This window comes from Photobacterium rosenbergii (assembly GCF_003026455.1).
Classification (GTDB): Bacteria; Pseudomonadota; Gammaproteobacteria; order Enterobacterales; family Vibrionaceae; genus Photobacterium; species Photobacterium rosenbergii.
This window is the reverse complement of the sequence record NZ_PYMB01000021.1, coordinates 1-13752: the sequence shown is the minus strand read 5'-3', so window position 1 is coordinate 13752 and position 13752 is coordinate 1. Positions and strand designations below refer to the sequence as shown.

The window sequence follows — 13752 nt, the reverse complement described above, 5'->3', positions numbered from 1 at the left end:
AAAATAATCATTATAAGCAGTCGATAATCCTTATAGGTATAAGTGTAACAAAATGCATATCAAACATTGTTAAATCGTCAAATTTCTGGCGAAGCGCACCTCTTTTTCGTCAATCAAAAGTCACGAAAAATCATCAAGTTGTTTTTTATTCGACCACGGCCACTTTTCCGTGCAACAGGCAGAAAATCGCTATAGAATCCGCCTCGCAGACACCTCCCCCACCTGTTGTTGAGATAAAGACAATGACGCTAACCTTGAAACAGAAACTCATTGGCGCCAGCCTTTTTGCTGTTGTGATTATGGCAACGGCACTGACTTGGCTTGCCGCCAACCAACTCTTTGACCAAACCCGACAGGGCATCTACGCCCGAGCCGAGAGTATTGCCCACGCAGCTAACGAAGGCATTGCCGAATGGGTAAATATCCGCCGCGATATCGCGAGCTCGTTCAATGACTATAGCCGCGAAGAAAATATGGTGCCGTATTTACAAATGGCCCGAAAAGCGGGTGGTTTCGACGATATCTTCTTCGGTACTCCAGCCGGAGGTATGTTCCGGTCTCATCCTGAGCGTAACCGTGCCGACTACGACCCGCGTACCCGCCCTTGGTACCAAGATGCGGTGAGCGCTAACCGTCAAATCGTTACCACCGCATACCGTGATGCCATCACCAATGCATTGCTGATCACCATTGCCGAGCCTGTCCGCAACAATGGCAGCCTGCAAGGTGTTGTCGGTGCCGACGTATTGATTGACCAGCTGGTAAATGATGTTATTAGTTTGGATGCAGGTAAAAATGCCTACGCCATGCTGATCAACAAACAAGACAACACTTTTCTAGCCCACCCTGACGAGTCTTTGATCCTCCAGCCAATCAACCGTTTCAGCAGCGAACTCAACATGGCGATGATCGATGAAGCTGCCCGCACTGGCAGCATTGAAATGGCCACTATCGACGGTAAAGAAAAGCTGTTCTACTTTGCTACTGTACCGGGGACAGACTGGGTACTTGGCCTGGAGATGGATCGCGCGACTGAAGAAGCGAGCCACACGACACTGCTACGCCAGCTGATCATCACCTCCATTGTGATCACCCTGATTGTGGTAGCAATTTCCGCTACCCTCGTCGGTTACCTGTTCCGCGACCTGGCTCGCGTATCTGAAGCACTGGCTGAAATTGCCACCGGTGAAGGTGACCTGACCCAGCGCTTGGAGCCTCGTAGTGATGATGAAGTGGGCCAGCTTGCCCATAACTTCAACCGTTTCGTCGGCAATATGCATGCCATGGTGTGCAAGCTGAACGATGTCTCTAACTCCCTGACCCAGCAGGCACATGTTACCGCTTCTCAGGCTGAAGAGCGCAGCACCCGTATCCAGCACCAGCAGGACGAAATCAATATGGTGGCAACGGCTATCAATGAGATGGCTGCAGCAACCCAGGAAATTGCCGGCAATGCTGACAATACGGCCCGTACAGCCGGTGAAACTGTCGAAGTTTCTGATCATGGCGCGACTCAGGTCGGCCAGAGCCAGCACTCCATCACGAGCCTAGCGACTGAAGTGGATACGGCGACAGGTGTGATCAGTGAGCTGAACAGCCATGCCCAGAGCATCAATACCATTCTATCTACGATTCAGGGAATTGCCGAGCAAACTAACCTGCTGGCACTCAATGCAGCTATCGAAGCAGCCCGTGCCGGTGAGCAAGGCCGGGGGTTTGCCGTTGTTGCCGATGAGGTCCGCGTACTGAGCCAGCGTACCCATGCTTCGACGCAGGAAATCCAGCAGATGATCGAGACCCTGCAGCAAACCACGGGCAAAGCCGTCGGGATCATGGAAGACAGCCGCAAACTGGCGGAAACCAGTGTCGATGATGCCAACTCGGCCTCGGCGAGCCTATCCCAGATCAACAGTGCAGTGACCAACATCAGTGATATGGCGACCCAGATCGCCTCGGCAGCGGAAGAGCAATCCTCCGTGACATCGGAAATTACCCGTAATACCGAAGGGATCCGCGATGTCTCCAACGAACTTGCAGTAGAAGCCAGCGAGGCGGCTAAGCAAGCGGCTGAGCTATCTGAACTATCATTCCAGCTACAGCAGGAGATCAGCCGCTTCAAGTTATAAGTGAGCGGCTAAACCAGCTAAAGCAGCAGCAATAAAAAAGGCGATACCTCGGTATCGCCTTTTTACTATCAGCAAGAAGAAAATATCTTACTTGATTTCGATTTCTTCGAAGCCCTTGACCAGGTCATCAAGCTGCTTCAATTGAGCAAGGAATGGCTCTAGCTTGTCCAATGGGAAAGCAGATGGGCCGTCACAGCGGGCTTTATCCGGGTTCGGGTGCGCTTCCATAAACAGGCCTGCAATCTTAGTTGCCAGACCAGAGCGTGCCAAATCGACAGTTTGCTCACGGCGGCCACCAGAAGCGGCACCGTTAGGATCACGGCATTGTAGGGCGTGGGTAACATCGAAGATGATCGGGCTACCTTTAGAGGCCTTCTTCATCACATCAAAACCAAGCATATCAACCACTAGGTTATCGTAGCCGTGCAGCACACCGCGCTCACACAGGATGATATTTTCGTTGTCGCACTCAGCGAATTTCTCAACGATGTTACCAACCTGGCCAGGGCTCATGAACTGAGGCTTCTTCACGTTGATCACCGCACCGGTTTTTGCCATTGCCTGAACCAGATCAGTCTGGCGAGCAAGGAAAGCCGGCAGCTGGATAACGTCAACCACATCGGCAACAGGCTGGGCCTGGTACTGCTCGTGGATATCAGTGATGATTTTCACGCCGAAGGTATCTTTCAACTCTTGGAAAATCTTCAGGCCTTCTTCCATGCCCGGACCACGGTAAGAGTGCACAGAAGAGCGGTTAGCTTTGTCAAAAGAAGCCTTGAAGACATAAGGAATGCCTAGCTTATCTGTCACTTCAACGTACTTTTCACAGATCTGCATCGCCAAATCACGTGATTCCAGTACGTTCATGCCGCCGAATAGGACAAACGGCTTATCATTGGCAACATCAATATCACCAACGCGAACAACTTTCTGTTCCATCATCTTCTCTCTTAATTTTTAGCCAAGACCCTATCCAAATTAATGCAGGGTCAACGGCTCTTTGTTGAGTTCTTGGACCTGAAGCTTCAGCAACTCGGCAGCTGGGTCTTCAGGGCATTGCTCGATAAAGTATTCGTAATCCAGTGCCGCAGCATGGCTGCACTCTAGCTGCTGGTAAATATAGCCACGATCACGGATTTCGTGCGGGTCTCCCGGACGGAAAGCCCCCAGAACGACATCACTGCAGCGCAACGCTTCGGCAAACAGCCCTTCGCGAAGCAGTGCGCTTTTCATCACAGTCAACCAGCGTGCCAGCACGTCATAGTTGCCAGCCGTTGCAAAGTGCTCGCTGCGCAACTCGGTAAATGGTCCTTTGTGGCCTTTGAGCCAGGCCGCCATAACATGCTTACTCAGGTATTCACCATCAAACGGGTTAATGAACTGAGGTTCACTGCCGTACCACTCTACCTTAAGAACAAACTGGGTCGGGAAAGCAACGGCACTGACCGGCAAATCCAGGCGCTGGGCGAGAAACAGGAATAGCGCCCCCAGCGACACAGGGATCCCTTTCTTGCGCTCAAGGACTTTGTCGAGAAACACGTTATCGGATGAGTAATACTGCTCGTGATCGCCAATAAAGCCCCACTCGCGGTAAAACAGGCGAATAAGCCCCTCAAGGCGCAAGTAACTATCAGGCTCATCCATCAAGGCTTGTTCAGCCTCCTGGGCAAGCCGTTCCAACTGGATGCTGACCCAGCCAGCAGGGAAACGCGGATCCACCGCTTCAGTCATCGCAACCGCGCCATCCACCAGCGGCATCTGCTCCAGTTCTTGTTCGGTAAAGCGTAACATGGTTATCCTAGGAAAGAGGTTTTGGTCATTGCTATTTTGGCGGCGGCCATTACCCAGCCCAGCGAGCCGAAGAAGGCAAAGGTCTTAAAGACTTTGTTCGTCCCCATTTTCAGGGTGAAGTAGCCAAGCGCAATATAGGCCAGCACACAGCTGAGCTTTTGCGTCATCCAGCCACCTGCCGCCGTAAACGGCACGAAACCGGTAATGAAAATCAAAGCCACACCGGTTAGCAATAAAACGGTATCCACCACATGGGGGGTAATTTTCAGGAACTTCTTCTCGTTCAACGACGAGTTGGCCATCATCAAGCAGTAACGCAAGATAAACAAGGTCACGCTAAGCGCGATAGCCAGCATATGTAGGTGTTTTATAGCGGGATACATTGTATACATTGTTGTTATCTCTCTATCCTTGCCAGCGGCCCATGGTCACACGATCCAGGCCGGCATAATCCTGTGCTGTGGAGACCTCATGGTAACCCAGCGCGTCTAAAATACCACGTACAGCCAAACCTTGCTCGTATCCGTGCTCCATTAGCAGCCAACCACCAACTTCAAGGTGCTGGCGGCCTTGCTCACTGATCAACTGAATATCAGCCAACCCATGATCCTCTGCCACCAAGGCACTCTTTGGCTCAAAGCGGACATCCCCTTGTTCCAGGTGGGGATCCATTTTGTCGATATAAGGTGGGTTGCTTACAATCACGGCAAAACGTTCTTGCTCTGACAGCGGGCTATACCAACTACCAGAGAGAAAACGTGCATTGGCAATATGTAGGTTAGTGCGGTTTTCCTCAGCAAGCGCAGCAGCTTCAGGACGCAAATCAATACCAGTAACGGCAATATCGCGTCGCTCTGAGGCCATTGCCAGCGCAATGGCGCCTGTCCCTGTGCCCAGATCTAACACCTTGCAGGCGTCGGCAGGCAGCTTTTCCAGAGCCAGCTCCACCAACCTTTCGGTATCTGGACGCGGGATCAGGGTATGGGGTGCCACTTTAAGAGGCAGCGACCAAAACTCACGCTCACCAACGATATAAGCCACCGGCTCACCCGTCAGGCGCCTTGCCAATACAGATTCAAATGCTGTTTGCTGGGCAGCATCCAATTCTTTTTCCGGCCAGGTTAACAGGTAACTGCGGGGCTTATCGAGCACATGGCACAGCAAAACGGCGGCATCGATATGCGGGCTGTCTGAGCCCGCATCAATCAATGCCTTAGCCGCCAGCTTCAGCTGGGCGTCTATCGACAGGGTCATTAGTTCTGCTCAGCCATGGCTGCTAACTGGTCGGCCTGGTGTTCCTGTAGAACCGGCTGGATCAAGCTGTCCATATCGCCTTCCATCACTTCGTTCAAACGGTAGATAGTCAGGTTGATACGGTGATCAGAGACACGGCCCTGCGGGTAGTTGTAGGTACGGATACGGTCTGAACGATCGCCCGAGCCAAGTAGGTTACGGCGGGTGCTCGCCTCTTCTGCATGGCGCTTCTCTTCCTCAGCCTGGATAATACGGGCCGCAAGGACAGACATCGCTTTCGCTTTGTTTTTGTGCTGTGAACGCTCGTCCTGACACTCTACCACGATGCCCGTTGGCAAGTGGGTAATACGGATAGCAGAATCCGTGGTGTTAACGTGCTGACCACCGGCACCCGATGCACGGAAGGTGTCGATTTTCAGGTCGCCTGCATTGATTTCAGGGATTTCCGCTTCTGGGATCTCTGGCATCACGGCAACCGTACAAGCAGAGGTATGGACGCGGCCTTGGGATTCTGTTGCCGGAACACGCTGTACACGGTGACCGCCTGACTCAAACTTCAGGGTGCCATACACTGCTTCACCACTGATTTTGGCAATCATCTCTTTGTAGCCACCGTGCTCGGCATCGTTGGAACTCATCACTTCAACGCGCCAACCGCGTGACTCGGCGTATTTGCTGTACATACGGAACAGGTCACCGGCGAAGATACCGGCTTCATCACCACCGGCACCGGCACGGATTTCAACGAAGCAGTTACGCTCGTCGTTCGGATCTTTAGGAATAAGCAGAACCTGAAGCTCATCTTCCAAACGGATGATCTCCGCTTTGGCTTCCTTGACTTCTTCCTGCGCCATCTCGCGCATTTCAGGATCGTCTTCATTAGCCATCTCTTCAGCAGTCGCCAAGTCTTCTTTGGCTTGCTGGTAGGCCTGGAAGCATTGGGTTACTTCCTCCAGCTGTGAATATTCACGGGAAAGCGCACGGAACTTGTCCTGGTTACCAATGATCTCTGGATCACCTAGCAAATGCTGGACTTCTTCATAACGCTCAACCAGCGTTTCTAATTTCACTAAAATTGAAGGTTTCATATAGGTTTCTACTGTATTCCACTAAAGGCAGGGAAGGTTTCCCTGCCAGGATTAATTCTTTGCGGTATCTAGCCCTAGTGTCTCGCGGATCACCGCCAGCTTTTCTGGCTCGCCATCTTTGGCGGCCTGCTGCATCGCGCGGGTAGGCGCATGGATAAGTTTGTTGGTCAGTTTGTTACTGAGCTCGACCAAGACTTTTTCAGGATCGCCGCCATTGGCCAGCGCCTGCAAACTACGAGTAAGCAAATCTGATTTAAGATCCTCAGCCTGGCAACGGTATTGACGAATACTGTCTACAGCTTCAAGCGAGCGGATCCAACTCATGAAAGCGGCACTTTCTTCACTGACAATCGCTTCTGCCTGTATCGCCGCCACTTTACGCTGTTCACGGTTTTTCTCAACAATACTGTGCAAATCATCTACCGAATAAAGGTAAGCATCGTTGAGATCCCCTACTTCCTGCTCAATATCACGCGGTACCGCAATATCAACCAGCAGCATAGGTTGGTGGCGCCGCGCTTTGATGGCTTTTTCAACCATCCCCTTGCCGATAATCGGCAGCGGGCTCGCCGTTGAGCTAATCACAATATCAGCCCGGTGAAGGTGCTCTGGGATTTCTTGCAAGCTAATCACTTCAGCACCGAACTCCCGGGCCAAGTTTTCGGCCCGCTCTTTGGTCCGGTTGGCGACAATCAGTCGGTTGCACCCCTGCTCCACCAAATGGCGGGCAACCAACTCAATGGTTTCCCCCGCACCAACCAGCAATACCGTCGCTTCTTCAAGCGATTCGAAAATCTGTTTTGCCAATGTACAAGCGGCAAAAGCCACCGATACCGCGTTGCCGCCGATATCGGTCTCGGTACGCACCCGTTTCGCCACGGTGAACGTTTTATGGAACAGCTTTTCCAACATCCCCTGGATAACTTGGTTATCCCGGGCATCGGAATAAGACTGCTTGACCTGGCCTAGGATCTGCGGTTCGCCTAGTACCAGTGAATCCAACCCGCAAGAAACCCGCATCAGATGACGTACAGCAGCCTGCTCTTCATGGAAATATAGGCTTGGCATCAGCTCTTCTGTACTGATCTGGTGAAACTTACTCAACCAGTCAATCATGAGCCCGGGGCCTTGCTGAGCCACATCGCAATACAGCTCTGTACGGTTACAGGTCGAAACAATCACCCCACTGTGAACCTCTGGATGGTCCTCCAGTTGAGCTAAGGCCTGCTTCATCTTTTCTGGCGAAAACGCAACCCGTTCACGCAAGTCTACCGAGGCTGTTTTATGGTTTATTCCTAGTGCAAGCAATGTCATGGAGACGGTGTACCACTTCGCCGATGAAATATGATTTAAGGGCGGATTTTACTTGATGCCCCCACTTAATTAAAGAACGCAGATCGATTCTACATGGCAATAACCCACATAAATTAGCATTCAATTATTCATAGAATAGGAAAAAAGAGTGATATCAACCTTCCTTTTTCCGAGAGAAGGAGTTGGAAATATTAAGATTTTACCGCTATTGTTTGGCAACAATACTTAATAAAAAAGTGATAACGATGATGTCATTATTGCGACATGCCCGCCATCCTTTTGCCCGAATTCCCCGTAGAGCACCTTGGTTTGCCCTTTTCCTATCCTTACTAGCCGGCTGTGCGACCCAACCACCACAGACCACCGAGACCGATTGGGAAAGCCATGAACAAGCGCTTGAAGCCCTCTCTAGTTACCAGGCTAAAGGAAAACTCGGCTATAAAGGCCAGCAACGCTTTGGTGCCAATTTGATCTGGGAAACCACCGCAAGCAGTGATCACCTACTGCTCACCAACTTCCTTGGCTCGACACTGCTGAAACTCGATGCTACCCCCAGCAGCGTGACCCTAGTCGACAACAATGGCAAAACCCACCAGGGTTCAAACGCCAGCGAGTTGGTTGCCAACCTAACTGGTATTAACCTGCCGGTTGAACAGATGCGCGATTGGCTGATTGGCTTGCCGACAGCGGTAGATACTTACCAGCTCAACAACGAAAATAGAGTGGGCTACCTTGCCAAACGTGTCGATGGCAAACTCTGGCAGCTTGATTACAACGAGTATGACTACTCGGTTAGCCCGGCATTGCCCAAGCGCATGGTCTTGAGCTCGGCCGGCACCAGCATTACCCTTATCATCCACCAATGGACCATTAATTAGAGTACGCTATGATCACCCGCACCACCGAATGGCCGGCACCGGCCAAACTGAACCTGTTTCTCTATATCACCGGCCGCCGCGCAGATGGCTACCACGAGCTGCAAACCCTGTTTCAGTTTCTCGATCATAGCGATACCCTGACGATCACCGCCAACAACAGCGATCAGATCACCCTAACACCTGCCATTGAAGGGGTGAAAACCGAAGACAACCTGATTTACCGTGCCGCTGACATGCTACGCCAAAAGGCCGGTATCGAAGCTGGCGCAGATATCCATATCAACAAAATCCTACCAATGGGCGGTGGCCTTGGCGGCGGCTCATCCGATGCCGCGACCACGCTCGTTGCCCTAAACTACTTATGGCAGACTCACCTCAGCGTCGATGAGTTAGCCGAGCTGGGGTTGGCCCTTGGTGCCGACGTGCCTGTTTTTGTTCGTGGGTTAAGTGCATTTGCCGAGGGTGTAGGCGAGCAATTACAGCCTGCAGAGCCGGAAGAGAAGTGGTATCTGGTTGTCAAACCAGAGGTAAATATTGCTACGGTTGATATTTTCACCCACCCTGAGCTAAAAAGAGATAGCAAAAAACGGTCTTTAAATGCACTGTTAGCAGGGGTTTACGAAAACGATTGCGAAAAAATCGTCAGATCACTGCACCCTGAGGTTGATAAGGCGCTTTCGTGGCTGTTAGAATACGCGCCGTCGAGATTGACCGGCACTGGCGCTTGCGTGTTTGCTGAATTTAGCACCCATGAAGCGGCCACTGCAACCCTGAATAAATTACCAAACTGGCTCCAAGGATTTGTCGCAAAAGGTGTCAACACATCTCCCCTTTTGACAGCCTTGAACGCACATTCTACGGATTGTCAGTAACTACAACTTGGACGCAACCTGAGGTTTCCACCGTGCCTGATATGAAGCTGTTTGCTGGTAACGCGACACCAGAACTAGCCCAACGCATTGCTGACCGTCTTTACATTTCTCTAGGAGACGCAACAGTTAACCGTTTTTCCGACGGTGAAGTCTGTGTTCAGATTAATGAAAACGTTCGTGGTAGCGACGTATTTATCATTCAATCTACTTGTGCGCCAACCAATGACAACCTAATGGAACTGGTTGTTATGATCGATGCACTACGCCGTGCTTCTGCAGGCCGTATTACCGCTGTAATCCCTTACTTCGGCTATGCTCGCCAAGACCGCCGCGTCCGTTCTGCCCGTGTGCCAATCACGGCAAAAGTCGTTGCCGACTTCCTGTCCAACGTAGGTGTTGACCGCGTTCTGACTGTTGACCTTCACGCTGAGCAAATCCAGGGCTTCTTCGATGTTCCTGTAGATAACGTATTCGGTAGCCCAGTACTACTAGAAGACATGCTAGCGAAGAACCTGGAAGATCCAGTGGTTGTTTCTCCAGACATCGGTGGTGTTGTTCGTGCTCGCGCTATCGCGAAACTACTAGACGACACTGATATCGCTATCATCGACAAGCGTCGCCCACGTGCCAACGTTTCTCAGGTTATGCACCTGATCGGTGACGTTGAAGGCCGCGACTGCATCATCGTTGATGACATGATCGATACTGGCGGTACACTATGTAAAGCCGCTGAAGCTCTTAAAGAGCGCGGTGCTAAACGCGTATTCGCTTACGCAACTCACCCTGTATTCTCTGGCAGTGCGCCACAGAACATCCGTGAGTCTGTCATTGACGAAGTTATCGTAACTGACTCAATTCCTCTAACTCAGGAAATCCAAGATACAGGCCGTGTATCGGTTCTAACGCTATCTGGCATGCTTGCTGAAGCAATCCGTCGCATCAGCAACGAAGAGTCAATCTCAGCGATGTTCCAGCACTAATTCTGGACCGCTAAAGAGCTCTAACGCCCCGCCATGTGCGGGGCGTTTTTCGTTTAGATATCAATTTTGGCTATTTTGATATAACATAGCGCGCGATTTTACAGCCCCTAGACTTGAGAGATCAGTGTGAGTAACAATATTCGCCTACTTGTTGGCCTAGCAAACCCCGGTGCCGAATATGCCAGGACCCGTCATAATGCCGGTGCCTGGGTGGTAGAAGAGCTGGCCCGTATACACAATGTCAGCCTACGCGAGGAAGCCAAATACTTTGGCCAAACCGGCCGGATCCAGACCAATGGCCAGGATCTTCGCTTGTTGATCCCATCTACCTACATGAACCTCTCGGGTAAATCGGTAGCTGCACTGGCGAAGTTCTTCCAGATCAAGCCAGAAGAGATCATGGTTGCCCACGATGAACTTGACCTGCCTCCGGGTGTTGCCAAGTTTAAAAAGGGTGGCGGCCACGGTGGTCACAATGGCCTGCGTGACATCATCAGCAAGATGGGCAACAACAAAGATTTCTACCGCCTGCGGATTGGTATCGGCCATCCAGGTGACAAGAACAAGGTAGCTGGCTTTGTCCTAGGCAAGGCGCCAGCCAAAGAGCAGGAAAATATCGATGCGGCTGTTGATGAGGCAGTTCGTTGCATGGATATTTTGCTCAAAGATGGCTTAAACAAAGCCCAAAATCGACTACATTCATTCAAAGCTGTCTAAGCCGAATACTGTAGCCAATACTGAATTTATTTTTCGGCAGCGGGTCTGCCGGACTGTTTTACCGAACAATTACCAAAAGGGTTTCAAACCATGGGTTTTAAATGCGGAATCGTCGGCCTGCCTAACGTAGGTAAGTCCACTCTTTTCAACGCCCTGACCAAAGCAGGGATCGAGGCAGCGAACTTCCCGTTCTGTACTATCGAACCAAACACAGGCGTAGTGCCAGTGCCGGATCTGCGTCTTGATGCCCTGGCAGCGATCGTTAACCCTGAGCGTATCCTGCCAACAACGATGGAATTCGTTGATATCGCAGGCTTGGTTGCTGGTGCGTCTAAAGGCGAAGGTCTAGGTAACAAATTCCTGGCTAACATCCGTGAAACCGATGCGATCGGCCACGTTGTTCGCTGTTTCGAAAACGAAAACATCATCCACGTAGCTGGCAAGATCAACCCGCTTGACGATATCGAGGTGATTAACCTTGAGCTTGCTCTAGCTGACCTTGATACCTGTGAGCGTGCTATCCAGCGCCAGGCTAAACGTGCCAAAGGTGGTGATAAGGATGCTAAGTTCGAAATCGCCGTACTTGAGAAAATGCTACCGACCTTGACTGAAGGTGGTATGGCACGCTCGATTGAGCTAAGCAAAGAAGAGTTTGCAGCAATCAGCTACCTGAACTTCCTGACGCTTAAGCCAACCATGTACATCGCCAACGTTAACGAAGATGGCTTCGAAGACAACGAGTACCTAGACATGGTTCGCGAGCACGCAGCAAAAGAAAACGCTGTTGTGGTTCCAGTATGTGCTGCTATTGAGTCTGAAATTGCAGAGCTTGACGATGCAGACCGTGAAGAGTTCCTATCTGACATGGGTATCGAGGAGCCGGGCCTTAACCGCGTGATCCGCTCTGGTTACGAACTGCTTAACCTACAAACTTACTTCACCGCGGGTGTGAAGGAAGTTCGTGCTTGGACTATCCCTGTTGGCGCAACAGCTCCACAAGCAGCGGGTAAGATCCACACTGACTTCGAAAAAGGTTTCATCCGTGCAGAAGTCGTTGGTTACGACAACTTCATCGAATTCAACGGTGAGAACGGTGCGAAAGAAGCGGGTAAATGGCGTTTGGAAGGTAAAGACTACATCGTTAAAGACGGTGATGTGGTTCACTTCCGCTTCAACGTTTAATACCGCCTAACGTATTATCCCATACTCTAGAAAGCCAGCCGCCGTGCTGGCTTTCTTTTTATCTGCGTGGCTACGAATACCCTACCCATAAACTTGTTCCAGCTTTACCCTTTTCACACGCGCTAAAACGCATAAAAGCAGATGTTTAGCACGGCAAACGCCCAGTTCGTCCAAATAAGCACCGAACAGCCGGGTTTTTTCAAGATATTCAAAAAAACTATTGACGCTATTGGCTGGTATGAGCATAATGCGCCCCGTTCCCGACACAGCGGCCAGACAGGCAAGCTGCTAGGAAAACAACAAGATGGCTACGTAGCTCAGCTGGTTAGAGCACATCACTCATAATGATGGGGTCACAGGTTCGAATCCCGTCGTAGCCACCATCTCCTTTCTTCGGAATCGAGATACAATGTGCGGAAGTGGCGAAATTGGTAGACGCACCAGATTTAGGTTCTGGCGCCGCAAGGTGTGAGAGTTCAAGTCTCTCCTTCCGCACCATTATTCTTCGGTTGAGCTTTAGCTATTAAGCAAGAGCTTGATTGAAAGCAAGTCTCTGAAAAGAGCACCTGCAGGTCTATCGCCAAGCGGTAAGGCAACGGGTTTTGATCCCGTCATTCCCTGGTTCGAATCCAGGTAGACCTGCCACCTTTACAAGGTTGTTGATTACTAGTATAGTCGGCAACCCATGTTGGCTACGTAGCTCAGTTGGTTAGAGCACATCACTCATAATGATGGGGTCACAGGTTCGAATCCCGTCGTAGCCACCATTCTTTCCTTTGAGAAAGAAACAATTTGTGCGGAAGTGGCGAAATTGGTAGACGCACCAGATTTAGGTTCTGGCGCCGCAAGGTGTGAGAGTTCAAGTCTCTCCTTCCGCACCATCATTCTTCGGTTAAGCTACTGAGCTTAATTGAAAGCAAGTCTCTGAAAAGAGCACCTGCAGGTCTATCGCCAAGCGGTAAGGCAACGGGTTTTGATCCCGTCATTCCCTGGTTCGAATCCAGGTAGACCTGCCATCTTTACAAGGTCGTTGATTACTAGTATATTCAGCAACCCATGTTGGCTACGTAGCTCAGTTGGTTAGAGCACATCACTCATAATGATGGGGTCACAGGTTCGAATCCCGTCGTAGCCACCATTCTTTCATTAAGAAAGAAACAATTTGTGCGGAAGTGGCGAAATTGGTAGACGCACCAGATTTAGGTTCTGGCGCCGCAAGGTGTGAGAGTTCAAGTCTCTCCTTCCGCACCATCATTCTTCGGTTGAGCTGTAGCTTGTTAGCAAAAGTTTAATTGAAAGCAAGTCTCTGAAAAGAGCACCTGCAGGTCTATCGCCAAGCGGTAAGGCAACGGGTTTTGATCCCGTCATTCCCTGGTTCGAATCCAGGTAGACCTGCCATATTTCAATCATTAGCATTAGCTGATGATACATGATGGCTACGTAGCTCAGTTGGTTAGAGCACATCACTCATAATGATGGGGTCACAGGTTCGAATCCCGTCGTAGCCACCATTCTTTCTTTAAGAAAGATACAATTTGTGCGGAAGTGGC

The 13752-nt window shown here is 50.8% G+C and carries 12 protein-coding genes and 10 tRNA genes; 16 read left to right on the top strand and 6 right to left on the bottom strand.

Translation table 11 applies throughout. The annotated features are described in order from the left end of the window. Positions 1-242: 242 nt before the first annotated feature. Complete coding sequence (locus C9J01_RS23605) at positions 243-2126, top strand: methyl-accepting chemotaxis protein (RefSeq protein WP_107300573.1); 1884 nt, start codon at positions 243-245, stop codon at positions 2124-2126. 87 nt (positions 2127-2213) lie between these two features. On the opposite strand, the gene kdsA is transcribed toward C9J01_RS23605, so the two are convergent. Genes kdsA through hemA form a run of 6 tightly spaced genes read right to left on the bottom strand, consistent with a single transcriptional unit; the run spans position 2214 to position 7573 of the window. Next, entirely contained in the window at positions 2214-3068 is an 855-nt protein-coding gene (kdsA, locus tag C9J01_RS23600; protein WP_201797863.1) for a 3-deoxy-8-phosphooctulonate synthase, read from the bottom strand. Between the two features lie 36 nt (positions 3069-3104). Then, positions 3105-3917 carry a SirB1 family protein gene (locus C9J01_RS23595; protein ID WP_107300572.1) on the bottom strand — a complete coding sequence of 271 codons (813 nt, stop codon included), beginning with the start codon at positions 3915-3917 and terminating at the stop codon, positions 3105-3107. Positions 3918-3919: 2 nt separating this feature from the next. Further along, entirely contained in the window at positions 3920-4300 is a 381-nt protein-coding gene (locus C9J01_RS23590; RefSeq protein WP_107300571.1) for a SirB2 family protein, read from the bottom strand. Between the two features lie 22 nt (positions 4301-4322). Beyond that, positions 4323-5171 carry a peptide chain release factor N(5)-glutamine methyltransferase gene (prmC, locus tag C9J01_RS23585; protein ID WP_107300570.1) on the bottom strand — a complete coding sequence of 283 codons (849 nt, stop codon included), beginning with the start codon at positions 5169-5171 and terminating at the stop codon, positions 4323-4325. Beyond that, a complete protein-coding gene (prfA, locus tag C9J01_RS23580) occupies positions 5171-6259 on the bottom strand; it encodes a peptide chain release factor 1 (RefSeq protein WP_107300569.1) in 1089 nt (362 codons plus the stop codon). The genes prmC and prfA overlap by 1 nt, the downstream gene beginning before the upstream one ends. A gap of 51 nt (positions 6260-6310) precedes the next feature. Then, positions 6311-7573: a glutamyl-tRNA reductase gene (gene hemA, locus C9J01_RS23575; RefSeq protein ID WP_107300568.1), complete on the bottom strand. Its 1263-nt coding sequence runs from the start codon at positions 7571-7573 to the stop codon at positions 6311-6313. 245 nt (positions 7574-7818) lie between these two features. Between hemA and lolB the strand changes: the two genes are divergently transcribed. The 15 genes from lolB (at position 7819) to C9J01_RS23500 (ending at position 13713) form a co-directional block, all read left to right on the top strand. Then, on the top strand, positions 7819-8451 hold the full coding sequence (gene lolB, locus C9J01_RS23570; protein WP_237157055.1) for a lipoprotein insertase outer membrane protein LolB: 633 nt from the start codon (positions 7819-7821) through the stop codon (positions 8449-8451). 8 nt (positions 8452-8459) lie between these two features. After that, complete coding sequence (ispE, locus tag C9J01_RS23565; RefSeq protein WP_107300567.1) at positions 8460-9323, top strand: 4-(cytidine 5'-diphospho)-2-C-methyl-D-erythritol kinase; 864 nt, start codon at positions 8460-8462, stop codon at positions 9321-9323. A gap of 32 nt (positions 9324-9355) precedes the next feature. Beyond that, on the top strand, positions 9356-10303 hold the full coding sequence (locus C9J01_RS23560; RefSeq protein WP_146157111.1) for a ribose-phosphate pyrophosphokinase: 948 nt from the start codon (positions 9356-9358) through the stop codon (positions 10301-10303). Between the two features lie 126 nt (positions 10304-10429). Beyond that, a complete protein-coding gene (gene pth / locus C9J01_RS23555) occupies positions 10430-11020 on the top strand; it encodes an aminoacyl-tRNA hydrolase (protein WP_044622642.1) in 591 nt (196 codons plus the stop codon). A gap of 90 nt (positions 11021-11110) precedes the next feature. Further along, positions 11111-12202, top strand: a complete 1092-nt coding sequence (ychF, locus tag C9J01_RS23550) for a redox-regulated ATPase YchF (RefSeq protein ID WP_107300566.1) — start codon at positions 11111-11113, stop codon at positions 12200-12202. A gap of 306 nt (positions 12203-12508) precedes the next feature. Beyond that, a tRNA-Met gene (locus C9J01_RS23545) sits at positions 12509-12585 on the top strand. 30 nt (positions 12586-12615) lie between these two features. Next, a tRNA-Leu gene (locus C9J01_RS23540) sits at positions 12616-12700 on the top strand. 72 nt (positions 12701-12772) lie between these two features. Then, a tRNA-Gln gene (locus C9J01_RS23535) sits at positions 12773-12847 on the top strand. 45 nt (positions 12848-12892) lie between these two features. After that, positions 12893-12969, top strand: a tRNA-Met gene (locus C9J01_RS23530). Between the two features lie 29 nt (positions 12970-12998). Beyond that, positions 12999-13083 (top strand) — tRNA-Leu (locus tag C9J01_RS23525). 60 nt (positions 13084-13143) lie between these two features. Next, positions 13144-13218, top strand: a tRNA-Gln gene (locus C9J01_RS23520). Positions 13219-13263: 45 nt separating this feature from the next. Continuing rightward, positions 13264-13340: transfer RNA gene (locus tag C9J01_RS23515), tRNA-Met, on the top strand. Positions 13341-13368: 28 nt separating this feature from the next. Further along, positions 13369-13453: transfer RNA gene (locus C9J01_RS23510), tRNA-Leu, on the top strand. Positions 13454-13525: 72 nt separating this feature from the next. Further along, positions 13526-13600 (top strand) — tRNA-Gln (locus tag C9J01_RS23505). Between the two features lie 36 nt (positions 13601-13636). After that, positions 13637-13713 (top strand) — tRNA-Met (locus tag C9J01_RS23500). Positions 13714-13752 lie beyond the last annotated feature (39 nt).